Annotated in this window: 22 protein-coding genes; 11 read left to right on the top strand and 11 right to left on the bottom strand. The window is 63.2% G+C overall.

Annotation, left to right across the window (positions count from 1 at the left end; genetic code table 11):
* Both MYCSM_RS05970 and MYCSM_RS05965 read left to right on the top strand, forming a co-directional pair.
* Positions 1 to 3,129: a type I restriction endonuclease subunit R gene (locus MYCSM_RS05970; RefSeq protein ID WP_015305240.1), complete on the top strand. Its 3,129-nt coding sequence runs from the start codon at positions 1 to 3 to the stop codon at positions 3,127 to 3,129.
* 46 nt (positions 3,130 to 3,175) lie between these two features.
* Entirely contained in the window at positions 3,176 to 3,967 is a 792-nt protein-coding gene (locus MYCSM_RS05965; protein ID WP_015305239.1) for an HTH domain-containing protein, read from the top strand.
* 838 nt (positions 3,968 to 4,805) lie between these two features.
* Here MYCSM_RS05965 and MYCSM_RS05960 read toward each other — a convergent pair.
* A complete protein-coding gene (locus MYCSM_RS05960) occupies positions 4,806 to 5,870 on the bottom strand; it encodes a hypothetical protein (RefSeq protein WP_015305237.1) in 1,065 nt (354 codons plus the stop codon).
* A 2,250-nt stretch (positions 5,871 to 8,120) separates the two neighbouring features.
* Here MYCSM_RS05960 and MYCSM_RS05945 point away from each other — a divergent pair.
* Positions 8,121 to 8,351: a helix-turn-helix domain-containing protein gene (locus MYCSM_RS05945; RefSeq protein ID WP_041311390.1), complete on the top strand. Its 231-nt coding sequence runs from the start codon at positions 8,121 to 8,123 to the stop codon at positions 8,349 to 8,351.
* On the top strand, positions 8,348 to 9,214 hold the full coding sequence (locus tag MYCSM_RS05940; RefSeq protein WP_015305234.1) for a Protein of unknown function (DUF2637): 867 nt from the start codon (positions 8,348 to 8,350) through the stop codon (positions 9,212 to 9,214). Before MYCSM_RS05945 ends, MYCSM_RS05940 begins: the two co-directional genes overlap by 4 nt.
* A 298-nt stretch (positions 9,215 to 9,512) precedes the next feature.
* On the opposite strand, the gene MYCSM_RS37010 is transcribed toward MYCSM_RS05940, so the two are convergent.
* On the bottom strand, positions 9,513 to 10,133 hold the full coding sequence (locus tag MYCSM_RS37010; RefSeq protein ID WP_015305233.1) for a DUF6636 domain-containing protein: 621 nt from the start codon (positions 10,131 to 10,133) through the stop codon (positions 9,513 to 9,515).
* Positions 10,134 to 10,229: 96 nt separating this feature from the next.
* Between MYCSM_RS37010 and satS the strand changes: the two genes are divergently transcribed.
* Positions 10,230 to 11,516, top strand: a complete 1,287-nt coding sequence (satS, locus tag MYCSM_RS05925; RefSeq protein ID WP_015305232.1) for a protein export chaperone SatS — start codon at positions 10,230 to 10,232, stop codon at positions 11,514 to 11,516.
* Positions 11,517 to 11,518: 2 nt separating this feature from the next.
* Here satS and MYCSM_RS05920 read toward each other — a convergent pair whose 3' ends face one another.
* From MYCSM_RS05920 to MYCSM_RS38055, 5 genes are read right to left on the bottom strand one after another with little or no spacing between them, the layout of a single operon-like run.
* Positions 11,519 to 12,349: an SDR family NAD(P)-dependent oxidoreductase gene (locus MYCSM_RS05920; protein ID WP_015305231.1), complete on the bottom strand. Its 831-nt coding sequence runs from the start codon at positions 12,347 to 12,349 to the stop codon at positions 11,519 to 11,521.
* Between the two features lies 1 nt (position 12,350).
* Positions 12,351 to 13,595 carry an NADH:flavin oxidoreductase/NADH oxidase family protein gene (locus tag MYCSM_RS05915; RefSeq protein WP_015305230.1) on the bottom strand — a complete coding sequence of 415 codons (1,245 nt, stop codon included), beginning with the start codon at positions 13,593 to 13,595 and terminating at the stop codon, positions 12,351 to 12,353.
* Positions 13,592 to 15,058: a class I adenylate-forming enzyme family protein gene (locus tag MYCSM_RS05910; RefSeq protein WP_015305229.1), complete on the bottom strand. Its 1,467-nt coding sequence runs from the start codon at positions 15,056 to 15,058 to the stop codon at positions 13,592 to 13,594. The genes MYCSM_RS05915 and MYCSM_RS05910 overlap by 4 nt, the downstream gene beginning before the upstream one ends.
* 10 nt (positions 15,059 to 15,068) lie before the next feature.
* On the bottom strand, positions 15,069 to 15,968 hold the full coding sequence (locus MYCSM_RS05905) for an alpha/beta hydrolase (protein WP_015305228.1): 900 nt from the start codon (positions 15,966 to 15,968) through the stop codon (positions 15,069 to 15,071).
* Complete coding sequence (locus tag MYCSM_RS38055; RefSeq protein WP_257720729.1) at positions 15,968 to 16,567, bottom strand: enoyl-CoA hydratase/isomerase family protein; 600 nt, start codon at positions 16,565 to 16,567, stop codon at positions 15,968 to 15,970. Before MYCSM_RS38055 ends, MYCSM_RS05905 begins: the two co-directional genes overlap by 1 nt.
* Positions 16,568 to 16,744: 177 nt before the next feature.
* Here MYCSM_RS38055 and MYCSM_RS38050 point away from each other — a divergent pair, with 177 nt between their 5' ends.
* The gene (locus MYCSM_RS38050) at positions 16,745 to 16,921 is read left to right on the top strand and encodes a hypothetical protein (protein WP_232425726.1); all 177 of its coding nucleotides are present in this window, start codon (positions 16,745 to 16,747) and stop codon (positions 16,919 to 16,921) included.
* A gap of 73 nt (positions 16,922 to 16,994) precedes the next feature.
* A complete protein-coding gene (locus MYCSM_RS05895; RefSeq protein WP_232425725.1) occupies positions 16,995 to 17,717 on the top strand; it encodes a TetR/AcrR family transcriptional regulator in 723 nt (240 codons plus the stop codon).
* Here the strand turns inward: MYCSM_RS05895 and MYCSM_RS05890 are convergent.
* On the bottom strand, positions 17,666 to 18,604 hold the full coding sequence (locus MYCSM_RS05890; RefSeq protein ID WP_015305225.1) for an SDR family oxidoreductase: 939 nt from the start codon (positions 18,602 to 18,604) through the stop codon (positions 17,666 to 17,668). The genes MYCSM_RS05895 and MYCSM_RS05890 overlap by 52 nt on opposite strands.
* On the bottom strand, positions 18,604 to 20,112 hold the full coding sequence (locus tag MYCSM_RS05885; protein WP_015305224.1) for an amidase: 1,509 nt from the start codon (positions 20,110 to 20,112) through the stop codon (positions 18,604 to 18,606). Before MYCSM_RS05885 ends, MYCSM_RS05890 begins: the two co-directional genes overlap by 1 nt.
* Positions 20,113 to 20,202: 90 nt before the next feature.
* On the opposite strand from MYCSM_RS05885, the gene MYCSM_RS05880 reads away from it, so the two are divergent.
* The gene (locus MYCSM_RS05880; protein WP_015305223.1) at positions 20,203 to 20,778 is read left to right on the top strand and encodes a TetR/AcrR family transcriptional regulator; all 576 of its coding nucleotides are present in this window, start codon (positions 20,203 to 20,205) and stop codon (positions 20,776 to 20,778) included.
* Here MYCSM_RS05880 and MYCSM_RS05875 read toward each other — a convergent pair.
* Positions 20,775 to 21,344 carry a TetR/AcrR family transcriptional regulator gene (locus MYCSM_RS05875; protein WP_015305222.1) on the bottom strand — a complete coding sequence of 190 codons (570 nt, stop codon included), beginning with the start codon at positions 21,342 to 21,344 and terminating at the stop codon, positions 20,775 to 20,777. The two genes, MYCSM_RS05880 and MYCSM_RS05875, sit on opposite strands and share 4 nt — an antisense overlap.
* A gap of 89 nt (positions 21,345 to 21,433) precedes the next feature.
* Between MYCSM_RS05875 and MYCSM_RS35750 the strand changes: the two genes are divergently transcribed.
* The gene (locus MYCSM_RS35750) at positions 21,434 to 21,847 is read left to right on the top strand and encodes a DUF4345 domain-containing protein (RefSeq protein WP_015305221.1); all 414 of its coding nucleotides are present in this window, start codon (positions 21,434 to 21,436) and stop codon (positions 21,845 to 21,847) included.
* 14 nt (positions 21,848 to 21,861) lie between these two features.
* Positions 21,862 to 22,701, top strand: a complete 840-nt coding sequence (locus tag MYCSM_RS05865) for an SDR family oxidoreductase (protein WP_015305220.1) — start codon at positions 21,862 to 21,864, stop codon at positions 22,699 to 22,701.
* Positions 22,702 to 22,704: 3 nt separating this feature from the next.
* Here MYCSM_RS05865 and MYCSM_RS05860 read toward each other — a convergent pair whose 3' ends face one another.
* Positions 22,705 to 23,280 carry a TetR/AcrR family transcriptional regulator gene (locus tag MYCSM_RS05860; protein ID WP_015305219.1) on the bottom strand — a complete coding sequence of 192 codons (576 nt, stop codon included), beginning with the start codon at positions 23,278 to 23,280 and terminating at the stop codon, positions 22,705 to 22,707.
* 95 nt (positions 23,281 to 23,375) lie between these two features.
* Between MYCSM_RS05860 and MYCSM_RS05855 the strand changes: the two genes are divergently transcribed.
* Positions 23,376 to 24,278: an alpha/beta fold hydrolase gene (locus MYCSM_RS05855; protein WP_015305218.1), complete on the top strand. Its 903-nt coding sequence runs from the start codon at positions 23,376 to 23,378 to the stop codon at positions 24,276 to 24,278.
* The last annotated feature ends 3 nt before the right edge of the window (positions 24,279 to 24,281 follow it).

Below are 24,281 nucleotides of genomic sequence, written 5' to 3'. Positions count from 1 at the left end.
GTGGCGCAGCAGCATCATGAATCCTCGTTCGAGGTGGAGATCTGCCAGAATCTGGCCGAGCACGGCTGGCTCTATTCGCATACGGATGCGGGGTACGACCGTGAGCTGGCTCTGTTCCCCGACGACGTCTTCGGTTGGCTGGCCGACACGCAACCGGAACAGTTGGCGAAGCGGGTCAAGCCTGAGCTGACGGGTGAAGCGTTGGAGAAATCTCAGCGGGGTGTGCTGGCCACGTTAGTCAAGGCGTTGGGAGCTGATCCGAAGGCGAACGGTGGCACGTTGTCGGTGCTGCGGCGTGGGTTCAAGGACCTCAACGCACAGTTCCAGATGTGCCAGTTCCGGCCCAACACTTCACTGAATGAGGCCACCGCCAAGAAGTACCACGCCGTGCGGTTGCGGGTGATGCGCCAGGTGCACTACTCGACCCAGAACAGCAACAGCATCGACCTAGTTTGCTTCGTCAATGGCATTCCCGTGGCCACCGCTGAGTTGAAGACCGACTTGAGTCAGCAGAACATCACCGACGCGGTGCTGCAGTACAAGGGTCATCGGCTGCCGAAGGGAGAACCGTTGCTGCAGTTCGGCTCTCGGGCGCTTGTGCATTTCGCCGTATCCAATAGCGAGGTGCAGATGACCACCAAGCTCGCGGGCAAGGACACGGTGTTCCTGCCGTTTAACCGGGGCAACGATGGCCACGCGGGAAATCCTCCAAATCCGCACGGCTCACGCACGGCGTACCTGTGGCAGACGATCCTGCAGCGCGATACCTGGCTCGACATCCTCGGACGCTTCATGCATCTACAGGTCGACGAGAACATCGATCCTGTCTCGAACAAGAAGGTCCGCAAGCAGACAATGCTGTTCCCGCGCTTCCATCAATGGGAGGCAGTGACAAACCTGGTCCGGGCGGCTCACAATCAGGGACCAGGCCAGCGGTACTTGATTCAGCACTCAGCGGGCAGCGGAAAAACAAACTCGATCTCGTGGCTCACGCACCGGTTATCAGTGCTGCATGATGACGCCAACAAGCCGGTGTTCGACTCGGTCATTGTGATCACCGACCGCAACGTGCTCGACGCTCAGTTACAGGAAGCGATCCGCCAAATCGACCGCACCCCAGGCGTAGTCGCCCACATCGCTGGACTGGGTGGCGCAAAGTCCCAGGAGCTGGCCGACGCCCTCCAGGGTGGTACGAAGATAATCATCGTCACCATCCAGACCTTTCCCCACGCCTTGGAACTGATCCGAACCCAGGCTGATCTGAAAGGTAAGAACTTCGCGATCATCGCCGACGAGGCGCACTCGTCCCAAGCGGGAGAAGCATCAAAGCGGCTCAAAGCGGCGCTGACAGAGGCAGAGCTGGACGATCTGGCCGACGGCGGCGCTGTGGATGCGGAGGACGTATTGGCAGCGGAGATGGCCGCACGGGCGGAGTCGAAGAACTTGTCGTTCTTTGCTTTCACCGCCACCCCGAAGGCTAAGACCCTGGAACTGTTCGGGCACAAGGGCATCGACGGCACGCCGCACCCGTTTCACCTCTACTCCATGCAGCAGGCCATCGAGGAGGGCTTCATCCTCGATGTGCTACGCAACTACACCCCTTACAGTACGGCGTTCAGGCTCACTCACAACGGTCAGACCTACGAGACCGAAGACACCAAGGGCTTGGGGACCATTGAAGTCTCTAGCCATCCCAGTCGGGATTTGGTCGACAAGAGCGCGGCAATCAAGTCGGTCATGAATTGGGTGAAATTGCATCCCACCAACATCGCCCAGAAGGTGCAGATCATCATTGAGCACTTCCGGGAGAACGTGGTCTGGAGGCTCGACGGGCAGGCCAAGGCGATGGTGGTCACCTCATCGCGTAAGGCAGCGGTGCGCTACAAGGTGGCATTCGACAAGTACGTCAAGGATCACGGCATCACCAACGTCAAGGTCCTGGTGGCCTTCTCGGGTGAGATCACCGACGAGGAATCCGGAATGGAGAAGGTCACCGAGACCTCGTCCCTGATGAATCCGGGGTTGAAGGGGCGCGACCTACGGGATGCTTTTGCTACCGACGAGTTCAACGTCATGTTGGTGGCCAATAAGTTCCAGACAGGCTTCGACCAACCGCTGCTCGTGGCGATGTATGTCGACAAACGTCTTTCAGGGGTGGCGGCGGTGCAGACCCTGTCCCGGCTGAATCGGATCGCCCCCAGTAAGGATCAGACGTTCGTCGTGGACTTCGCCAACACCGCCCAGGACATCGTGGAGGCATTCGAGCCGTACTACGAGGCCACCACCCTAGCCGACGTCACCGACCCGAACATCGTGCACGAGACCATGAACAAGCTCGATGCTGCAGGGATATACCAAGAGTCAGAGATCGAGGGCCTGGTTGCCGACTACCTGACCTACGCGAAACAGCCCCACAAAGGCCACGAGGCACTCAACAAGTGGGTCACCCCAGCACGGGACCGCTTCCGAGACCGCGAACGTGCGGCAGTGGACCACGAGGACAAGCTCGCCCTGGATGAATTGCAGGTCTTCCGCAAGGATGTTGGCACCTTTCTGCGTCAGTACGACTTTCTCTCACAGATCGTCAACTACGAGGACACGGCACTGGAAAAGTTGTCCATTTACTTAAGACACTTAGAACCGGTGATCACCATCGAGCGGCTCAACCACGAGATCGACCTATCAACAGTAGATTTCGATTACCTTGCTCAACACAAACAAGAGACCATCGCGGGCAAGCTCACCGGAGATGTGCCACTCCAACCGGCCAAGGAGTCAGGTACCGGCACCGCCCGCGATCCCGAGCTAGTGGCTCTCGAAGACGTCATCGCCCAAATCAATGACCTGTTCTCCGGTGATCACCCCGATTCGAGTGTGCGCAGCGTCGTCACCCATGTGAAGGACAGGCTCGAAGAGAGCGAGACCCTGCAGCAGCAGGCGCAGAACAACTCGTTGGCCCAGTTCTCAGCCAGCCCCGATCTGCAGAACGAGTTCGTCGGCGCGGTGATCGGGGCCATGGAATCCCACAGTGATCTATCCACGCAGATTCTCAACAACTCCGAGATCTCACAGAAGCTCATGGGAGAACTAGTCCCTCTCGTCTATAAGGCGCTTCAGGCGACGGGATGAGTGCCGCCGCGATGGATTACAACGCGAGTCAGCGAGGAGGTGAGCGATGGCCGACATGCCCTGGCGCGAGGCGATATTGACTGCGCTTCAAGACAGCGGAACGGCGATGCACTACGCCGAAATCGCCCAAGCGATCATCGACAGCGGGTATCGGGTCAATGTCGGTGCTACGCCTGCTGCGACCGTGTCAGCCAATCTATCCGGGTTAACACGCGGCGGTAAGAAGTCTGCGGTCGTCAAGGTGGAGCGCGGCGTGTACGCGCTTCGTGAGACACGAACGAAGTTTGTACAGGAGGGCGTTGACGATGCGGATGAGGCTGCTGAAGATGCCCGGGAAATGGGCCTCATCAACGCCTTCGGGATGTTCTGGGATCGAGATGCTGTGTCGTGGAGCACGAGGAGGCCACGCCTGCTGGGCGTGCAGCAGTCCGGCAGTGCGCCAGTGGATTTCGCCGCCCAAGTAGGGGTGTACGTCCTCTATGACGGGAGCCGCGCCATTTATGTTGGGAGGGTGACTGACCGTCACATGGGACTGCGCCTATTCGAACACACAAGAGACCGCCTATCGGGTCGGTGGAACCGTTTCTCATGGTTCGGAGTCCGAGGCGTGCGCGCCAACGGCGAGTTGACACCAATACCCACCGTTGAAATCGGCGTCACGAGTCTCATAGCAACTATGGAGGCTCTCCTCATTGAAGGCCTAGAGCCACCGCAGAATCGACGACAAGGCGAGGGTTTCAATGCTGTGGAGTTCATCCAGGAGCCAGACCCGGAAGTTTTACGTGAGCGGGACCGCCGTGTGCTCGCTCAGTTGTCGCAGAATGTTGGACTGAGGTGATGGTTTGCTCGAGTTACGACGTCGGCGATGCACCGTGAGATCGCTGCGTTGAAGCGGGTCTCCTGAGCGGTTGTGGTGCGCTCGCGTTAGCGATGACCCTTCCCAAGGCTCGGTAGCCCTCCGCTGGCGGCACGGACGCTACGACTGTTGTTTTCGCTGCTCTCTTCGCGTGGCTTGCGATCAGCGACGGCGTTTGTCACTCCGAAGCGCCCCGAGCCTTGGCACCTATGGTCCCTTCTGTCGTTGTGCGGCGGCATGAACTCGCAGTCGAGATTGCGCCGACACACCGGGCAGAAGGTCGCTCTCGTGTAGTAGGCCGGGTCGGCGATGGCTCGCTTCCTCTCAGCTTCTCGCTGCGCAGCCCTCTTCGCTTCGGCCACAGCCTGGCGTTCGGCCTTTCCTTGGCTCTGGCCTGATTCTCTTCTTTTCGTTGATTTCGCTTCAAGTCCGGTTGCGCGTACATCGCCCGGTACTCGGCGGCGTTTCGGCTTTGATCTTCAAGTGCGATTGCGCGAAGCGTATCGAAGGAAACACCGTATAGTTCTTGATATTTCGCGTATACGCGCTTCACTTCGTTTGCGATGTTGTCCTTCGTGCAGGCGTCCCGGAACGCCTTGCGGAAGGTGGCTCTCTGGGTGGCGGTAAACCGTACGCTCATCGTCCGAATGATACCGCTCAGCAAACTGCATGCCCGTCGTACGCCGGTGATACGACGGGCAGTGTGCGACGAATCTGCGCTAGCGACGGCCGTACTTTGAGTTCGGTCAGCTCGCCAGCAAGCTGGTGACGTGCGCCAGCCACTAATGGAGGACGTCACTACCATCGCGGGTTTGGGCAATTAGCCCTCATCGTCGGGGTCGAAATCAGTAGGGTCCAGTTCGTAATCTGAATACGCCCAATCGTCGTGTTGGGTGTCTTGCCAACCCTCGATTTCATCCGCCGTGGCCTCGTCTTGTCCCATATCGAGTACGAACGGAATGTCGGTAAGCACCATGTCGCGTGGCGACAGGCTGAGGCTGCACACGGGACAAGAGGCGGACGAGACGTGACCCGATTGCTTCACCACATATCCGAAGCTGTTTGGTGCATCGGAGTCGTCGACTTCGACGTCTCGAACCAGGTCGTAGACGACCCACAGTGTGTTCTGGCACGCAGGACAAGGATGTGAACGCAGCAGCTCGCTGTCATCAACTTCCGGTGCGCGAGTGACCAGTTCGGCGACAAGTCGATTACGTTCGTCTGGGCTTAGTCCGGCGGTAAGTCGCGCATATGCGTTCCCCGCTGCGTCGATGAGACGGCTGAAATGCCTGCGCAGTTGAGAGTACCCGGCTCCCTGCAGAGCTTCAACGATTGTGAGGTGCTTTGGCGACCAGAAGGCGTTCCAGTCGGCATCTTGGCGTAGCACCTTCCTGACCTCAAAGACGTCGGTAGCAAGAGTAACCAGCTCCGTGAGCGCGGCTTGAATCGTTGCCCCATCCGCGACCAGCCCCATGTGCAGCGCTTCATTTCGGACTTCGAAGATCAGCTTGGGTTCGACAATTACTGTGGCACCGTGCGGTCTGCACTCGTTGAGTCGACGGAGCGCGTCAACAGCGCCGACCGTGAATACCTTGCCTGGCCGTGCCAGTGGACTCGCGATCAGCGTAAGCAGTGTCGTAGCGCTGAGGTTGCCCGCCAAGAGGCTGACATTTATGCCCGCGAGCGTGGATTTAATCAGCAATTCGGCAGCGGCCCCGATCGAAGTGAGCTGATCGACTCTTCCGAGGGCCGAGGTGTAGCCGCCCTTAGTCCCCTCAATCGCCCGCCGGGCGTGCTCCGCTGCCAAATTGAACATCGCCATCGGCAGCTGGCGGTGATGTTTCAGTCCGTACGGGGTGTTCCACGTGGGTTCGGGCGTCGTCATCAGACACTGATCGTAGCGACGGCATCCAGCGCCTGGCGTCCCCCATCAGCGGCAACATGCCTTCAGGTGGTCCGCCCATGTCTCCGTAACCACGCATAAAATGCAGAAGGTCGCAATCGCGCTCGGACAGAGGAGCTAGTTCGCCATCCGCCAGATCATGTCGGCAGGGCCGCGCGGACGTTCAACAGTCCTACAATCCGAATCGGGGAGGGCCGATATGTTCGGCCCTCCCCAATGGACCTGGGTGCGGACAGAATCGTCCGCAGGGACACCTCGTACCGGCATGCGTGCCGGTCCCAGGAGTTGCCCTTTTACCGTTCCGCACGCGAAACCTACCTGTCAACATCAACAAGTGACATCAATCGTTGTGTGGTGCGGGGTCGACTCCCGCGCACCAGCATCCCTATATATCGCGACGGACAGTCGAATCAGCTGGGGTTTCAAGCCGCCTACGTGGGATCGCGGACGAAAGACATTCTCGTCTAATCAAGCGCCTTTTGTGTTCGGGTATTGGGGTCAGGTCGTGTTTCCTGCGCTGACCCTGCCGACGATCCAGGAGCGAGCCAACCTGGGAATGTACACGGGGATGTCAAACATACAGGCACACAGAGCAATTGCGAGCACTCTGCGAAGACAGTGGATGTCTTACCCCACCGTCCAACGAAGCGATGACATTGGGATTGTGATCGGCAGCCGGGAAGGTGCCGAAATGACGAGCAGCTTCCTTATATCGATACTGACTTACTCAGTAGCAAAACAAGATTGGTCGCTTCGCCGCCTGTCGATGCCCGAGAAATCCGCTTCGCTAACTGTTGCGGGCACAGGCGCGGAGGAAGTTCGTACGGCGCTCAAGTACTGGAACCATAGTTCGGCTGCGCACACCAGTCGCGCGGTGTTTGGTGCGTTCTGTGAGGCTCTTTCAGTCGGCCGTGACCCCTTGTCCGGTGGCCCACCTCAGCTTGTAGGACTTCACCGCATCGGCGCAGGAAGATCCTTTGGGGTCGTCGTCAATAATCGGCGGTACCACTCAGGTTCTGACGTCCACTCAGGCGAACAAGCGAATCTCGTTGAAGTTGATTGGTTCAACGAGAGATTCGAGAGAGTCAACCCTGCAACGAGAAAGCGGCTGGCGGACGCGCGGGCTCACACGGGGCGATGAGCCAGTGTCGGCAAGCTTCTCGTCCGCGCGTCGGTTGCGCTGCGGCGACCGGGCAAGTCGTGAATCTCACTTCTGTGAGTCCAAACATTTGACGACGAGTCATTGATGGAGGAACGGCCCTTGGCCAGCGGCTTGTCCGGTGTTGCGGCTGGCCCGGCCTACGAGCGTGTCGCGCTTCATCGCCACTCACGACGGGGTGATTCGCAAATTCTTTGAACGACTCGAGCTCGGATGTGCTGGTCCAGCCCAGGGCGATTCTCGTGTCTGGCTTCGTGGCCTCACGGAGGGTCTCGAATTGCGTCCACAGATCATCCCACCAGAGACTTTCGGTCCGGGCTATGTTTTTCGAGCGCCTCGGCGACGGTGAGGTCGTTGACCGCAAGTGTTAGGTAGGCGGGCCAGGGTGACGGTGGAGTCGGCGGCGTGGTGCCGTCCGCGTACGTGACTGTTGTTGTTGCCCGCATGCGAACGGTCACTAGTGTCACACCAATCGCGCCGAAAACATGGGGCTGCCCGTTGTCATCGGTGCAGCGGCTCAGCGTCACGCGGCGAAAGTTCGGGTCGTGGATACGACCGAGAGCGTTGATTTGGCCGATGAGCCTTGAGGCGATCTCGTAACCTGGACGTCGTCTGTCGCGGCTTCGATCTCGGTTGAGGTCTAGCAGTACTCGTTGCCATCGCGCTGAATTATGTTGTCGCCGTGCGAAAGAGACCGTTGTAGCGATTCGAGTTCGAAGTGGTCCCCAGCGAGCCACGCCTTTGCGCTGCATTATGAATCCCTGGTGCCATTGCCGACGCCGAGGTCGCGAAGGATTGCTTCAGTCCGCGACCTATTCGCCACCCGTTATCACGACCCTGATGGGACTTAGTGGCTATGAATAGAGCATCGACGACGCGCTGCGTGAGATCGACCACGGACGCGGTAATGGTGTCCTCATCGCGCGGCTGCGCGGGAAGGTTGAACATCACGTCGAGCGGTCTCCCTCGGTAGTGAGCGTCATCAATAAGGGCGGTCGCGATTGACGCGTGTCCGCCGCCGCACAACTTCGGAATAACATCCGCGCTATATAGCATTGAAGTAATATGTTTACATGATCGACCTCGCTGCCCTTCGACGTCTCGCCGGTGTCACGCAGGTCCAACTAGCCGACGCCATTGGTAGCAGCCAAGGCCAGATCAGCCGCCTCGAGCATCAGGAGGACATGCTGCTTAGCACGCTGGGCGCATACCTGACGGCCCTCGGTCTCGACGCCAGCGTCGTGGTCGATGTGGGCGGCGAGACGGTGGCCTACAACCTGACTTCGAAGCGGGGCAACCGATGACCACCCAGGCTGACATGGATGCGAAGAACCGCCGTACCGCCCGACGCTTCTTCTGGACGTTGTTGTTACTCGCGACCGCGACGAGCCTCTACGGCAACATCGCACACGCGATTGGTGCCAGCGAGAGCGTGCACCTCAACCGCGTCATCGCTGCCAGCATCGCGCCGATCTTCTTGATGGCCCTTGTCCATGGCCTCGCTCATCTTGCACGAAACACCGCCTCGGGTTTGGCCTACGGCCTCGTCGTCGCACTGGTCGGAGGAGTCGCAATGTTCGCGTTTGCGCAGTCCTATGGCGCGCTAACCGCGTTCGCCCGCGACGCGAACGTCCTCGCGTCGGGGCTGACACCGCTTATCGTGGACGCGACGATTGCGGTGTCGACGTTCGCGCTAGTAGTGCTCGGCGACAAGCCGGTCAGGCGTGCTCGCGTTTCGCGAAGTGCGACGTCGATGTCGAAGGTTCAGGTCAGAGAGGTCGGGTCCAGCGGGACCAGTGCTGCGGGCGCGACCCGCAAGCGCGACCTCGCGCCACAGACCGCCGTGAGCGCGGTGGGGAAGCGCACGCAACCCGCGACGCTCGGCGCGGCATTGCACCGCGACGTCGCGGGACTCGACGAGCTGGCAGTCGCGCTGGTGGAGTCGAAGACTACGCGGCAGCCAGTCGCCACAGTGCGAGTCATCCTGGAGGCTGAGAGCAAGGGTGTTGCGCCCAACCGCATCGCGAAGGACGTCGGCGTTCACCACACCGCCGTCAAGCGCATCCTCGACGCGGCGGCAGCAGCGAATGGGCGAGACGCTGATGGTGCGAGAGGGCTACCCGGAGGCTTCCTGCGCGAGGAGGACCGAGAAGTCGCTCTTCTTTAACGGACGCGTGAGCTGGTGGAACGTCTGACCACCTGACGCGCTTGCGCATCCGGTTGGTTCAGTCGAGGTTCATGTGTCACAGCAACGGGATTTCCTCGCTTCGCCAAAGCGTTCCGGTGATCACCCCGATGGTCGCGAGTAGGCGGGAACGTTGTTCTCCTGCCGCCTTCGCGGGTGTCAAGTTCATTGGAACGGTTATTGACACCCGGTCGAGGCGGGTGATCCCGTCAAACTGTCGCCTATTCGAACGACCAACGCAGGTCAGGGTTTTCAGGGGTTCTGGCGACCTACGGCGTGACTAGCCGAGTTCGTAGCTGTCGCGCGACACGCGGAAGTAGTGACCGGTGTTGCTGTCGGTGCACGTCATTCCCGTGTACTCGCTTTCACACGTGATCGAACCGAACGATCGCGCCTGGCCGTATGCGAGGGTCTCCTGAACGGCCGGGAACTCCTGTCCGTAGCAGTCGAATGCGGCGTTGTTGCCCTGCGTGAGCTCGAACCGGTCGCCCCAGTTCAGATGGCATGCCGGCTCGCGTAGTGGGGCCGCCCAGGTGTGTTCAACCACCTCACAGCGGGCAGCAATGTTGCCTCCGGGGGTGGACAGGCTGCAGTTGATGTTTCCCGACGGCGATCGGAACGACGCAGGACCATTGGGCGCGGATTGCACCACCACCGTCGTCGGCGCTGATTCTGGGGGCGGGGCAACCGTCACGGTCACCGGTGCAGGCGCAGGCGCAGGGGCAGCTGCAGGCACAGGCGCGGGCGTCGCGGTCACGGTCACTGTCGGTGCCGGGCCGGCGGACGAGGCATGGGTCGAGCCGGCCGACGACCAGCACCCGGCCAAAGCCAGCGCGGCCAGGCCAACGAGCCACAACTGACGGCGCATGATGCGCTGCGGAGTGTGCAGGTTCTCTGTCATGCGACGACGATCGGACGAGGGCCTTGGAGGATTCTTGACGCGGTTTGAGGTGGTGACCGTCGAGGGGCGCCAGGTGCCGTCGTTAGGCTGTGCGCCATGGCTGCTGACATCGTGCCGATCCGGCTCGCGCTGACCAAGGGCGACCTGTACACATTGTGGGCTCCACGCTGGCGCGATGAGGGCGACGAATGGGAGGCGCTGCTCGGCAAGGACGAGGATCTGTATGCCTTCGAATCGGTCGCCGATCTGGTTGCGTTCGTCAGGACCAACACCGACAACGACCTCGCCGACCATCCGGCGTGGCAGAAGCTGACCGAGGCGAACGCGCACAGCTTCGATCCCGCCGAGGATCGCCAGTACGACCTCGTCAGTCTTGAAGAGCTCGTCGCCGAGAAGCCCAGCGAGGAGACCATCAAGGAACTTCATCGCACGCTGGCGATCGCGTCGTCCATCGGCTCGGTCTGCGAGATGCCCGCGGTCACCAAATTCTTCAACGGCAATCCTGTGCTCGGCACGGTCGGCGGCGGCGTCGAGGCGTTCGCAGGGCGGGCCGGCCGCAAGCGCTGGGCAGAGATCGAGGCGGTGATCGGTCGCGGCTGGGACAACGTGGTGGACGCGATCGACGAGATCGTCACCATCCCCGACGTCGACAAGGCCGCGTCGGAGAAGGCCGAAGCCGAACTGGCCGATCCGGCCCCCGAACCCGAGGAAGTCGAGGTCGACGAGGAGGCCACCGACGCCGAGGACAATGACGCCGACAAGACCGAGGCCGAGGCCGACGTCGCGGAGACCGACGATCTCGCCGATCAAGCCGAAGGCCTGGTGCTCGGCAGCGACGACGACTTCTGGCTCAAGGTCGGCATCGATCCGGTGCGGGTGATGACCAGCGCGGGCACCTACTACACCTTGCGGTGCTACCTCGATGACGCCCCGATCTTCTTGGGCCGCAACGGACGTGTCAGCGTCTTCAGCTCAGGTGGAGCCCTGGCGCGCTACCTCGCCGACGAGCACGACCACGACCTGTCCGACCTGGCCACCTACGACGACATCCGCACCGCCGCCACCGACGGCTCGCTACGGGTCAATGTCCACGACGACAACGTCTACGTGCTCACCGGAATTGCCGATGACCTCGCCGACGGGCCTGACGCTATCGACCGCGACCAGCTGGAGCTTGCCGTCGAATTCCTCAGGGACGTAGGGGAATACTCGGAGGACACCACCGTCGACGAGATCCTGGACGTCGACCAGCCGCTGGGCCGGGTGGTCGCTCATGTGCTCGACCCGGACACCGTGAAGCGTCCGAGCCCGCCGTACGCCAAGGCCGTCGAGCAGTGGGAGGCGCTGGAGGCGTTCGTCGAGTCGCGGCTGCGCCAGGAGTAGCGCTACCGGTTCTCGAGTTGCGCCAGGGCTTGCCGCACGCCGCTGTCGCTTGCCAGTCTTGCGTCGACGATCGGTCCAGCCACGCCACGAAGCGCCGCGACCGGTCGCCAGCGGCCGGGGACGGTGATGGAGGTTCGCCTGCGCTCCAGACCATCGGCGATCGCCTCGGCTGCGGTCTGCGGCTGAATTCGCTTGAGGACGAACTTTGGCATCGCTGCGAGCAGCGCCGTCAGATGCGGATCTGCGTCCAGCCCGTGACGGATCATGTCGGTCTCGATGAGGGAGAAGTACGCCGTCATGGCCGACGCTCCGTGCCTTGCCAGCTCGACGCCGAGGCCACGGCCCAGTTGCTCGACTGCCGCCTTGCTCATCGCGTACGGGATGGCGCCGGCCCCGTTGATGTAGGCGAACACCGAACTCACCAAGACGATCTGCCCGCGGCTGTCGATCACCGGATTCAGCGTGGCCGACACCATGTTGACGACGCCGTCCACATTGACGGACATGACGCCGCACACCTGGCCGGGCGTAAGCGTGCGCATCGTGCCACCGCGACCGAGCACGCCCGCATTGGCGATCACGACATCGATGCGTCCGTAATGCTCGAGCGTCCGGTGGGCCACGTCTTGGACCGAATCAAGTTGCGTGACATCGCATTGCAGCGCTCTAACCTGGCCCGGGAGAGACTCGGCAACAGCCTGTGCCGCGGCCAGGTCGATGTCCGCGATCACCACCTGCGCGCCGCGCTGAGCCAGTGCCGCGGCGGTGGCCGCACCAAGGCCGCGACCGGCTCCCGTGATCAGCACGACCTTGTCGGAGAGTGAAAATCTCATGTCACAGACCGCGCTTGCGCCCGAACGACGCGCGGCCGTTGCGCCGCACCATAGCAAGTGTGGTGGCGGTACGGCTCCGATTCAGATCGGGTGCCAGACCGGCACCCACCCGGTGGAGTTGGTCTGTGTGCCAGGAAAGTTCGAGAATTCCGTCCAGTGACTTGAGGTCGAGAAACTTGCCCAGCACCCGGCGCAACCCGAAACGCACCCGGTGCGAGGTCAATGTCTCCGCGCGTCCGGCCAAGATCACCTCGGCGGCGTCGGTGGTGGTGGCAGCGGGCCGGCCAAGACCGACGACATCGCAATCACCTGCGCTGACGGCGTCGGCCATGCCTGCGCGGGAACGGAAACCGCCAGTGACCGCCAGCGGGATGTCGCCCACAAGGCTGCGCACCGTACGGGCGTACTCCAGGAAGTAGGCTTCGCGCGCCCTGGTGCTGTCGGCGGCCTTGCCCATCATCGCGGGCTGTTCATAGCTTCCGCCGCTGACCTCGATCAGGTCGATACCTTCTTGCGCCAATGCCGCGAGCACGGAGCGGGATTCGTCTTCGGTGAACCCGCCGCGCTGGAAGTCGGCCGAGTTGAGTTTGATGCCAACGGCAAAGCTCGGCGACACGCCTGCGCGGATGCGGCGCACGACTTCCAGCACGAAGCGCATCCGACGGTCGAGGTCTCCACCCCATTCGTCGTTGCGCTGGTTCGACAGCGGCGAGAGGAACTGCGCGACCAGGTAGCCATGGGCACCATGTATCTGCACACCGTCGAAGCCGGCCGTCTCGCATACTTTTGCCGCCGTGGCGAAGCGCTCGATGATGTCTTCGATCTCAGCGTGGGTCAGCTCGCGCGGCGTGGCCGCACCAGGAAGGCTCAGCGGTACGGGGCTGGGTGCCACCGGTGTGTGTCCAAGCGCGAGCGGGTTCGACTGTCGCCCAGGGTGATTGAGCTGCACCCAGATCGGAACGCCGGCGTCTTGGGTGGACTTCGCCCATCGGGACAGCGCATCGAGGTTACGCTCGTCCTCGATCACGACATTGCCCGGCTCACCGAGCTGCGTGCGGTCGACCATCACGTTGCCCGTGATGATCAGACCGTATCCGCCCTCACTCCAGGACGTGTAGAGCCGTTCGAGGCGCTCGTCGGGTGCGTTCTGCTTGTCGGCAAGCGCTTCGCTCAACGCGGCCTTCATGATTCGATTGGGCATCACCTGGCCGCACGGCAGTGTCAGCGGCTCGTGTAACGACGTCATAGGAGAGTTCCTTTCAGATGGGCGGCCCGCAGCGGCGCCTTGTCGGTCTTGCCAACCGCATTCTTGGGAATGCCGTGGACGACGGTGATAGACGTCGGGCGCTTGTAGCCGGCCAGGTTGCGCGCGCACAGTTCTTGCAGCGCTTCCGGATCGACGGTCAGGCCGGGCCGTGGCTGGACGTAGGCGGCGACGACCTCGCCCCACTTGTCGTCAGGCACCCCGATCACGGCGGCCTCGAGCACCGTCGGATCACCCGCGAGCACGTCCTCGATTTCCTTGGGATAGATGTTCTCCCCGCCGCGGATGATCATGTCTTTGGATCGCCCGACCAGCGTCAGGTAGCCGTCGGCGTCCAGATGACCGATGTCGCCGGTGTGCAGCCAGCCGTCGATGATGACGCGCGCAGTTTCATCAGGCCTGCCTAAATAGCCGCGCATAACGGTGGGGCCTGCGATGACGACCTCGCCGTCGACACCCGTGGCCGTCTCGGTCCCGCTCTCGTCGACGATCCGAATCTGCTGGCCAGGAAAGGCAATTCCCACGGTGCCGGCTCGCCGCTGTCCGGCGACGGGGTTGATGGTGGAAGCACAGATGCCTTCTGACAACCCGTACCCTTCGATCAACGGGAATCCGTACCGAGCCTCGAATCGCGTCAGCAGGTCCGGCGGTGCAGGTGCTGCGCCACAGACCGCGAAGCGCACCGACGACATGTCGGGTACGACGTCGGCAGGCAACGCGGCGAGCATGGTGAAGATCGTCGGCACCGCGCTGAAGAACGTGGGCCGGTCGTATTCGACTATGTCGAAGAATGTTTGGGGATCGAACTTGTCGGCGATGACGACCCTGCCGCCTGCGAGCAGCGGCATCAGGACGCTGACCACGATGCCGTTAACGTGAAACAGCGGCAGGATCAACAGACACCGGTCTGTCTGGCCGATCTGCAAGGCCCGGCGCCCCATATCGGCCATCGCATCGATGCTGGCGTGATCGAGCATCACTCCCTTCGGGACCCCGGTTGTGCCGCTGGTGTAGATGAGCAACGCCAGCCCAGAGGATGCGAGATAGGCAGGCTGATCCACGCCGTCCGGTTCGGTACGCAGATCGCCGACGGCAAGCGTGGTGACACCCGCCGGTGAGGTGGCGCCGTCCTCCACCACCAACAGGCGCGCACCGGAGCCGTGCAGTTGCCGAACGACCTCGGCGTCGGTCAGGCTCGGATCGACCGGTGTGACAGTGGCGCCCCGCCGCCATGCCGCGAACAACAGCACGACGAACTCGACCCGGTTCTTGAGCTTCAGGGCCACCACGTCATCGGGACCGATGCCGAGGCTGTTGATGTGAGCTGACGCGGCCAGGACGCGGTGCAGGAACGCCGTGTTCGTAAGGGACTGTCGCGGGTCCGCGATCGCGAGACGATTCGGGTCGGCACCGGCGCGGCGATCGGGTAGCGATGCGAAATTCATTACGAAGTACTCACATCATCGGGTGGAGGTGGCGGGTGAGGAAGTCCACTTGGTCACGTACCAGCGTTTCAAAGGCCTCGCCGAGGTAGAACTCGAAGTGGCCGGCGTCGTATCGCTTGATCTCACCTCGCGGCGCGGTGCGCGCGTAGCGCAATGTTTGCGCCGGCGGCGTGACGCTGTCGGTGTTGCTGACACAGAAGAGGATTGGACAATTGATCTTCTGGGCCGCCCGACCGGGCCGGTACGCCATGATGGTCGGAGCGACGCGTGCCGCCGCCTCGTTGCGGAACGTCATGCGGGGCGGCAGCAGCGCCTGATAGCCGGGCAGAGCGTCCGGGGCGTTCATCAGGGCCACTGAACCTGGGGCGCCTGCGAGTGGGATCGTGACCGGGGCGCGGCCGCGGACCTTGGCGGCAAGGTCCCTCGCGACCAACGGCAACGCCTTCAGTGAGGCACCCGGTCCGAGCGCCAGCGCTGAGGCAAAACCGTCGGTGAATGGACACTGTGAAACTGCTGCCCGTAGTTCTGGGTGGCGCGACGCGACCGTGATAGCGTGGCCACCGCCAAAGCTGCTACCCCACACTGCGATTCGCGTGTTGCCTATATCGCGACGACCCTTTGCCCAAGCGATGGCGGCGTCCCAGTCGGCGAGCTGCCGCTTGATTGAAAGGAGCTGACGCGGTTGGCCGCCGCTGTCGCCGAAGTGCCGATAGGTGAAGGCCAACGCGGCGATGCCGGCGGTGGCGAAACGTTCGGCGAAGGCGTCCAGACGCATCTCGCGCGTGGCACCGAGGCCGTGTCCGAGGATGACCACGGGCGGGGAGGCGACGCCGCTCGGCAGGTAAAGCCAAGCCGCACAGGTGTCTTCGCCGGAACGAAACGAGACGTCGTGTCGCGTGAAGGTGGCCACTATCGGCTCACTGCCCCGTTGGTCGAGCCAACGCCGGGCACCCGGCCCGATGCGAGCGCCCGCGCGTACGTGTCCGGGCTGTACAGAGGTAGCTCGCCGGTGGACGCCGTATCCGCGAGGTACTGAAGCATCAATTCCTGGCCGTCCTTGGACTGATCGGTGCCGAGGAACTCAGTGCGCTCCATGTGCAGACCTTCCGTCAGCGACATCGAACCGCCGAAGTACACCGACCTCTTGATGGCCTCGACCGATCCCTTGGTCCGACGGCCGAAGTATTCGGCTAGTTCCACCGCTCGCGTGACGACTTCGTCCGTCGGCACGACCTCGTCGACAGCGCCGTTGGCCAGCGCCTGCGCCGGCGTGAACGGCTTGCCCTCGAGGATCGCAACCAACGACTTGTGGGTGCCGATAAGTCGGGTCAGTCTCTGGCTGCCGCCTCCCCCCGGCATGATCCCCAGCAGGACTTCTGGCTGGCCGATGAAGAAGTCACCGTCGGCCATGACACGCAAGTCGCATGCCCACGCGAACTCCGCGCCCAGACCCAGAGCCGAACCGTTCAGGGCGGCAACGAATATGACCCCGCTCGCGTTCATGCGCATGAAAGTCGCGTGGAGGCGGTCGAGTTGGGCGACCCCGCGCAACGGTGTTCTTTGCAGGAGTGGCTCAGGGATGCGGGCACGGTCTACGCCCCGAGCCAGCCGCAGGGCGGCCGATGCGCCGCGTCGGCCCAACTCCGGGACGGCAGCACCTTCGGCCTGTAGCCACCGTACGTCGGCATGGCTGACGAAGCGCCCGGCGCACGCCCCGGTGAATACGACGGCATGAACGCTCGGATCGCCATCGACGCGATCCACCAACGCATCAAGCTGGTTCGCGATGTCGACCCCGAACAGGCTGTGCGGCCCACCGTCGACCCGCACGACCAGGACGGCTCCGCGATCCTCGACCTCTAAGCGATTGTTCATTGCGACCCTCCAATTATAACTTCGTTATGCGATAAAATAACGAAGTTATGTTCATTTGACAATGGATGCGCGAGAGATGCCTGCGATCTCGACAACAGACGCTGTACCGGAGCGGCTCATTCAAGCGACGGTTCGCCTGCTCGCCGAGCAGGGCCCGTCCGCTATCAAGGCGAGAACGGTGGCGGCGGCCACCGGACTCTCGACGATGGTGGTTTACCACCACTTCGGCGGGATCCCCGAGCTCACGCGCGCCGTGATCGACCACGGCTTCAACGAACTCGACAGGGCTTTCTCGGAGCTGCCGGCCTCCGATGACCCGATCGCCGATCTGGCCCTGCAGGGTTTGACGTGTCGGCGTGTGGCCCGCCAGAACCCCCATCTCTATGACCTGATGTTCGGCCTGTCGAGCCGTGCGACGTACCGACCGCTGACGGAGCCCGACGCGCGCCTGAGTGGCCGCTCGCCTGCCTTTCGCGCCGCCTACGCACACGTCGCAGAAGCGTGCCGACGTCTTGTCACCTCGGGCCGAGTCAGAAAACAAGACCATGAGGGCGTCGCGGCTCAGCTGTGGAGTTTCGTGCACGGCTTCATCACTCTCGAACTGGCGGAGACCTTCACCGGGTTTGACGATCCCGTACGGCAGGTGCTCCTGTCGCTTGGCGTGAATCTGTCTGTTGGACTTGGCGATACGCGTGAGCGTGCCGAGGCCTCACACAAAAAGGCCGCGCGCATCTACGACTCGATCGCGGGGGCCGGAGAATCGGAACCCGCGGCCAAATCGTAGGTGCGGCGCTCGAAGCCGGGCAGGAGTTGGTCATGTCTGCCCAATGCCGCAACCTCACGCTCGAGAGTCGGCGTCACCTGCGCGGCAAAGCGCCCCATCCACGGCCAGGCGGCGGGTGAATTCAGCGCTGCCTTCGCCCAGTTGGCCAGCACGACAGCGCGCGGCACGTACACACGGCTACGCCGGCGCACGAGTCCGTTGACGATCGCGGTGGCTGCCCGGTCGACACTGGTCGTGACATTGCCCGGATAGGGCAACCGTTCCCGAAGTTGTTGGAACGAAGGAAGATCCGCTTCAGCACCGCGCACGAGGTCCGTGTCGATCCACGACGGATGGACCAATCCGACGGTGATACCGAGGTGGGTCACCTCTTGGCGGTAGGCCAGAGCGAGCATTTCGACCCCGGCCTTGCTCGCCGCGTATGACGCAAGGCCGGCAAGCGGTGTGAAGGATATTGCCGACGCCACGACCGTCGCGTGCCCTCGACTGCGCTCTAAGTGCGGTGTCGCGTATTTGAGGGTGCGGAACACACCGTTCAGGTTGATGTCCAGCACGCGTTCGAACGACGCCTCGTCGGCCTGCCGCACTGTTCCGTATGCAGCGACCCCGGCATTGGCGACGACGAAGTCGATGCCACCCATCGCCTTTGCGCAAGCGTCGATCGCAGACCGCAACGCGGCGCCGTCGCGCACGTCGGCCTCCCGCCACGACGCGCCGGGGCCCAGGTCCTCGGCCAGCGCACGTAACCGATCGGGTTCGAGCCCAATCAGCGCTACGCGAGCGCCGCGGCCCGCGGCGATACGTGCCACCTTCTCCCCGATGCCGCGCGCGGCCCCGGTGACTACTACCTTGCGGCCCGTGAGGTTTCGACGCATCAGAGGCAACATCACGCGATGCTCATGACGGACGCCCGCTGTTGCGGCGGAATACGATAGCCGCCAAGCACTTCGGTGAGCAGAGCGGCGAACTCGACGGTGGTGCGGTCTCCCCCGGCAGGACCCATCGCCTGGAGGCCGACGGGCAGACCGGCCGCGTTGGTGGTGATGGGCATCGTGGTCGCCGGCGTACCGGCGATGTTGGCCACGGCGCTCCATTTGGTCTGATCCCAATATGAGCGGGTGATGCCGTCGACGTCGATCGTGCGGCCGAAGCGGTCATGGTCCTTGTTGTGGTGACCTGGCGCGGCAGTGGGTGTCACCGGCAGCAGCAGCACGTCGAATTGCTTGAAGAATCCCGCCCAGCGGTGCGCGATCTCCCGCCGGGCAGCGTCGCGGAACAACCACGCGCGGTGGCTTTGGATCGTCCCGCGCAGCGCGGCGGCGGCGTCGCCGCGCGGGCTCATCAGCGAGCGCAGGGCAAGGGCACCGGCGAAGCGCGGGCTCATCGTGGACCTGTCGATCGAGAACGCGGCCATGACCAAGCTCAGGAAGAGGTCGTGTGAGGTAGTCAGATCCACCGGGATGCTTGCGGGTTGCTCGACGACCCGCGCACCGGAGTCTCGCAGCGCTGCGACCGCCTTACCGACGGCTCGGTGGGTGTCGTTGTCGATGGGACAGGCGGGATCGTCGGCCCATACCGCGACCCGGAAGTCCTTGAGCGCGGTGGCCCGCGGCGCGGCGAGGGTGTAGGAGAAACCACCGTCGGGGTTCAGCGGGCCGACGGTGGCCTCCAGTGCGGGAATGATGTCGCGGGCGCCACGCACCTGCACACCGGCACAGGCCATGTCGGCTTCTCCCCAACGCCCGGGGTCGCCAGGTCCGCCGGGGATGTGACCGACCAGCGGAACGGACTGCCACGTTGATTTGTGACCGTAGAGACCGCAGAAGTGCGCGGGAATCCGGGTGGAGCCACCGATTTCGGATCCGAAGTCGAAGCTGGTGAGCCCGGCCGCGGCAGCAGCGGCGCCGCCACCTGCCGAGCCACCGGAGGTGCGCGAACGATCCCATGGATTGTTCGTCTTGCCGAACACGGGGTTGCTGGCCTGCACGTCGGCATTGCCGGTGGGCATGTTGGTCTTGCCGAGAATGATTGCGCCGGCGCGACGAAGCCGTGCAACGGCCTCGGCGTCCTGCGTCGGCACGTAGTCGGCCAGGTCGGGGCGACCGCAGACGGTCCGCATGCCGACCGTCTCATAGCTGTCCTTGACGGTGATCGGCAGACCGTGCAACGGTCCCAGGCTCTGGCCGTTTGAGCGAGCTGCGTCAGCTTGCTTGGCTGCCCGACGGGCGCCGTCCGCGTCAACGGTGACGACCGCGTTGAGCGGTGCGTTGTGCTTGGTGATGCGGGCCAGATACAGGTCGACCAGCTCGGCGCTGGAGAGATCCTTCGCGTTCAGTGCAGCGAGCTGTTCGGTAGCGGACAGGAAGGCGAAATCGTGTGGGGCTGCGGAGGACACAGTCGTCTCTTTCCTAGGCAAAGAAGGCGGTATACCGTTCGGTCTACTGCGTACGGAGGACATTAGTAGACCGACTGGTATATTGCAACCATGCGGGTACGCGATCGACTCACGGCAGCCACGGCCACGCTGATGCAACGACACGGTGTGGCGGGCACCGGCATCGCCGAAATCCTGGCGACCAGCGGCGTGACACGTCGCTCGATCTATCTCAACTTCCCCGGCGGCAAGGCCGAACTCGTTGCCGCGGCCACGCGTGTGGCCGGAGACGAGATGACAGCGACGTTGCGCGGCTACATGGACGACCCGGATCCGATCGGGGCCTTCGCCGACATGTGGAGCGACGTGTTGGTGCGCAGCGATTTCGAAGGGGGCTGCCCGATCGTGGCCGCGGCGAGCAGTCGCGACGAATCACCCGAAGGCGCCTGCACCGCCGCTGACGTATTCGTCGAGTGGGGTCAGTTGTTGGCCGACCGGTTGCGGAAGGACGGCATCAATCGCGCTGCCGCCCAATCGTTGTCGACGACGATCGTCGCCGCGGTCGAGGGGGCCGTGATCCTCTCGCGCGCTGAGCGCTCGACGAAGCCTCTCGAGCAGGTGACGAAACACCTCAACGAGCTGATCTCCCAGCACCGTCCGGCTCAATCACGCGGCAGACGTGGTTAACTCACCGCTTGGTCGAGCAGGGTCTGCACAACCTTCCGCGCGTGCGTCCAAGGGGTGGGGTCGTCGAGAGACGTCGAAAGTGCAGCAGCGCCTTCGTAAATCAGCCCGAGTTGATTGCCCAGCAGTGTGGGGTTGCTGGCGCCCGCCTGTCGGGCCAGCTTGATCAGCCCCTTGATGTATTTGCGCTTGTGTTCTTGGACGATGTCCTGAATTTTGGGCATCGCGTCGGCGGCCTCGACGGCGGCGTTGTGGAACGGGCAGCCGCGCATGGTCCCGTCCGGTGAGGGGGTTGCGAACAGGGCGAGTATGCGCTCGCGAGGGGTTTGGTTCGCGGCCTCCGGTCCCGGTTGGATCGGGTCACCGACACCTTGCTGGATGCAGCGCAAATACTCCTCGACCACTGCCGTCTTACTCGGAAAGTGTTGGTACAGAGTCCGCTTGGACACCGACGCCTCGCTGGCAAGCCGCTCGACTCCGGTGGCGTTGATGCCCTCGCGGTAGAACAGATCGGTGGCGGTATCGAGGATGCGCTGTCGTGCGCCGCGGCCGCCGCGTTGCGTGGTCATGGTCAAAGGATACCGATGGGTTTACACCACGCGCAAAGACGTGTAGCGTCGGCTCCCGTAGTAAACCGTTCGGTATACCAGGAGTGTCCATGGCGGAAAGTGACAGCAGTCGGCGAGGATTGCAGCGAACATTAGCCATGCTCGCTGTCATACCGATGGCGAGCGCGATCGGCGAGATCGTCCGTGGCCCGCAAGGGGTTCCGGGCGGTTCTCCGGACGTGGCGCCGACCGTGGACAGCTCTCTGCGATACGCCAACGTGTTCAAGTTTGCAGTCGCGGCGGCCATGTGGCCTCAGCTCGGCCGTGTCGAGCAGTCGCCGGTCGTGACGTTCGCGCTCTCGACCATTTTCGTCGGCGGTCTCGCCCGCCTGCGGTCATGGCGACAGCGCGGGCGGCCGCACCCCATCACAGTCGCGGCAATAGCACTGGAGACGTTTGGCGTGGCAGGTCTCCTGGCATGGCAGAAGAGCCTCGCCTCGAGTTCCACTCCCCCACAGACGTAGAAAGAAGAGAACACATGCCTTCAGTGCTGGTTACCGGCGCCGGCAGAGGCATCGGTCTTGCGATCACCGAGTACATGAGCGAACAGGGTTGGGACGTCTGTGCCACCGCTCGATCCGATGCCGCCCTGCACAGTCTCGACCGCTTGCCCAAGGTGCATGCGATCCCGCTTGACATCACCGACAGGTCCGCCATTGCAGCGCTTCCCGGTCACCTTCCCGCTGCGCTGGACGGTGTCGTCAACAACGCAGGCATCATCCTCAACGGACCGGTCGAGGGGTTATCCCTCGATGATCTGACACAACAACTCGAGGTCAACGTCATCTCACAGGTCGCCGTGACGCAGGCGGTGCTGCCGAGGATCCGTGCTGCCCGCGGCCGGGTGGTATTCATCTCCTCGGTCAGCGGGCTGATCACCACGCCCGGTACCGGCGCCTACAACGCCTCGAAATACGCGATCGAGGCCCTGGGCGATGCACTGCGTATGGAGCTGCGTCCGTGGAAGATTCGCGTCTCGCTCATCGAACCCGGCCCGATCCGCACCGACATGTGGGGCGACGCTGTCGACGACTACGACCGGATGACCAAGCGATTGGCAGACGAGCACCGCGAACTCTATGCCTCGCATCTTGCCGGCAGCCGGAAACTGCTGGGGCGCATGCAGAAGCTCGCTGCCGATCCCAAACGGGTCACCAAGGCGGTCGACCACGCGCTGACATCGCGTCGGCCCAAGCGCCGCTACCTGTTGGACATCGCCAGCCGCGCCCAAAAGGCCGTCTTCGCAAGCACTCCCACCGCAGTCACCGACACGATCCTTGCAGCGGCAACGACGTCGAAATCGCCCGCCATAGCCTGACTCTCAGCCCGGGCGCCCTGCTGCCTGATCGATCAGGGCCTCGGCCGCCGCGCGGGCACGCGCCCACGGCGCTGGATCGTTGAGAGAGGTGGACAATCCGGATGCGCCCTCGTAGAGCAATGCCATCTGATTGCCCAGCATCTCCGGGTCGGCCGCTCCGGCCTGCCGGGCCAACTCGGTGAGGCCGTCGATGTAATCCCGCTTGTGCAAGTGGACGATGTGCTCGATTTCTGGCATGGCTCCCGCCGCCTCGACCGCCGCGTTGTGAAACGGACAGCCGCGCATCCGACCGTTGTCGCCATCCGACAGCTCGAACAAGGCGAGCAACCGCGCACGAGGCGTCGCCATACGCTTCGACTCAGCGGCCTCTTGCCGGAGGCGCTGCAGATACTCCTCCACCAAGGCTGTCTTGCTCGGAAAATGCCGGTAAAGCGTCCGTTTGGACACCGACGCTCGACTCGCGATCCGTTCGACACCGGTCGCGTTGATGCCCTCGAAGTAGAACAGCACTGAAGCCGCCGTCATGATCCGCGCACGCGCCCCGCTACCCTCGCGACCGCTCTGGGTGAGTGACGTCATAGTTGCAAGTATACCGATTGGTGTACAGGGGCGCGGACCGCGTGTTACGGTCGACTGCAGGAAGTACACCAAACGGTTTACCAAAGGAAGCGATCATGGCAGGCAAGCGATCCACCCGGCACGACCCCACGAGTCATCTGAACGAGGCACGCAGCCGCTGGGGTGGCACGTCGTACAAGAACGCACCGACGAAATCGGTTTCCGTCGACGGAACCAAATTCGTCTACCGCGAACTGGGCATCGACACCGGCGTACCGGTGATCTTCCTCAATCACCTGGCCGCAAACCTCGACAACTGGGACCCCCGAGTCGTCGACGGCATCGCGGCCAAGCACCGGGTGATCACCTTCGACAACCGCGGGCTGGGCGCCTCGGAGGGCAAAACACCCGACACCGTCGAAGCGATGGCACACGACGCGGTGGCTTTCATTCGCGCGCTGGGCTTCGCCCGGGTCGACCTGCTGGGCTTCTCGCTGGGCGGCATGGTCGCACAGGTGATCGCGGCCCAAGAGCCGGCACTTGTTCGCAAGGTCATCCTCGCAGGCACCGGGCCCGCCGGAGGTGAAGGCATCGTCAACGTGACGAAGCTGAGCTACCTCGACACCCTGCACGCCTACGCCACCTTCAAGGATCCCAAGGAACTGCTGTTCTTCACCAGAACGGCGCACGGCAAGTCAGAGGCCAAAGCGTTCATCAAGCGACTTAAGGAACGCACCACCGACCGGGACAAGGCGACCTCGATTCGGGCATTCCGCACTCAGCTCAAAGCCATTCACGCTTTCGGCCTGCAGAAGCCGGCCGACCTGTCACGCGTTCAACAGCCCGTCCTGGTGGCCAACGGCGACGACGACCGCATGGTGCCGACCAGCAACTCCTACGACCTGGCTCACCGGCTCCCCAATGCGACGCTGCGGATCTATCCCGACGCCGGACACGGCGGCATCTTCCAGGCCCACGAGCGGTTCGTTCCAGAAGCGCTCGAATTCCTGGAGGCGTGAAAC

It is taken from the genome of Mycobacterium sp. JS623 (assembly GCF_000328565.1).
Classification (GTDB): Bacteria; Actinomycetota; Actinomycetes; order Mycobacteriales; family Mycobacteriaceae; genus Mycobacterium.
Note: the sequence above shows the minus strand (reverse complement) of the source record. Positions and strands in the feature narration are given on the sequence as shown.

Excerpts from the sequence above, each read along its gene's own strand:
- MYCSM_RS05965 (WP_015305239.1), top strand. The coding sequence starts at position 3,176 with ATGGCCGACATGCCCTGGCGCGAGGCGATATTGACTGCGCTTCAAGAC.
- MYCSM_RS05960 (WP_015305237.1), bottom strand. The coding sequence starts at position 5,870 with ATGACGACGCCCGAACCCACGTGGAACACCCCGTACGGACTGAAACAT.
- MYCSM_RS05945 (WP_041311390.1), top strand. The coding sequence starts at position 8,121 with ATGATCGACCTCGCTGCCCTTCGACGTCTCGCCGGTGTCACGCAGGTC.
- MYCSM_RS05940 (WP_015305234.1), top strand. The coding sequence starts at position 8,348 with ATGACCACCCAGGCTGACATGGATGCGAAGAACCGCCGTACCGCCCGA.
- MYCSM_RS37010 (WP_015305233.1), bottom strand. The coding sequence starts at position 10,133 with ATGACAGAGAACCTGCACACTCCGCAGCGCATCATGCGCCGTCAGTTG.
- satS (WP_015305232.1), top strand. The coding sequence starts at position 10,230 with ATGGCTGCTGACATCGTGCCGATCCGGCTCGCGCTGACCAAGGGCGAC.
- MYCSM_RS05920 (WP_015305231.1), bottom strand. The coding sequence starts at position 12,349 with ATGAGATTTTCACTCTCCGACAAGGTCGTGCTGATCACGGGAGCCGGT.
- MYCSM_RS05915 (WP_015305230.1), bottom strand. The coding sequence starts at position 13,595 with ATGACGTCGTTACACGAGCCGCTGACACTGCCGTGCGGCCAGGTGATG.
- MYCSM_RS05910 (WP_015305229.1), bottom strand. The coding sequence starts at position 15,058 with ATGAATTTCGCATCGCTACCCGATCGCCGCGCCGGTGCCGACCCGAAT.
- MYCSM_RS38055 (WP_257720729.1), bottom strand. The coding sequence starts at position 16,567 with ATGCGCATGAACGCGAGCGGGGTCATATTCGTTGCCGCCCTGAACGGT.
- MYCSM_RS38050 (WP_232425726.1), top strand. The coding sequence starts at position 16,745 with ATGGCTGACGAAGCGCCCGGCGCACGCCCCGGTGAATACGACGGCATG.
- MYCSM_RS05895 (WP_232425725.1), top strand. The coding sequence starts at position 16,995 with ATGGATGCGCGAGAGATGCCTGCGATCTCGACAACAGACGCTGTACCG.
- MYCSM_RS05890 (WP_015305225.1), bottom strand. The coding sequence starts at position 18,604 with ATGTTGCCTCTGATGCGTCGAAACCTCACGGGCCGCAAGGTAGTAGTC.
- MYCSM_RS05880 (WP_015305223.1), top strand. The coding sequence starts at position 20,203 with ATGCGGGTACGCGATCGACTCACGGCAGCCACGGCCACGCTGATGCAA.
- MYCSM_RS05875 (WP_015305222.1), bottom strand. The coding sequence starts at position 21,344 with ATGACCACGCAACGCGGCGGCCGCGGCGCACGACAGCGCATCCTCGAT.
- MYCSM_RS35750 (WP_015305221.1), top strand. The coding sequence starts at position 21,434 with ATGGCGGAAAGTGACAGCAGTCGGCGAGGATTGCAGCGAACATTAGCC.
- MYCSM_RS05865 (WP_015305220.1), top strand. The coding sequence starts at position 21,862 with ATGCCTTCAGTGCTGGTTACCGGCGCCGGCAGAGGCATCGGTCTTGCG.
- MYCSM_RS05860 (WP_015305219.1), bottom strand. The coding sequence starts at position 23,280 with ATGACGTCACTCACCCAGAGCGGTCGCGAGGGTAGCGGGGCGCGTGCG.
- MYCSM_RS05855 (WP_015305218.1), top strand. The coding sequence starts at position 23,376 with ATGGCAGGCAAGCGATCCACCCGGCACGACCCCACGAGTCATCTGAAC.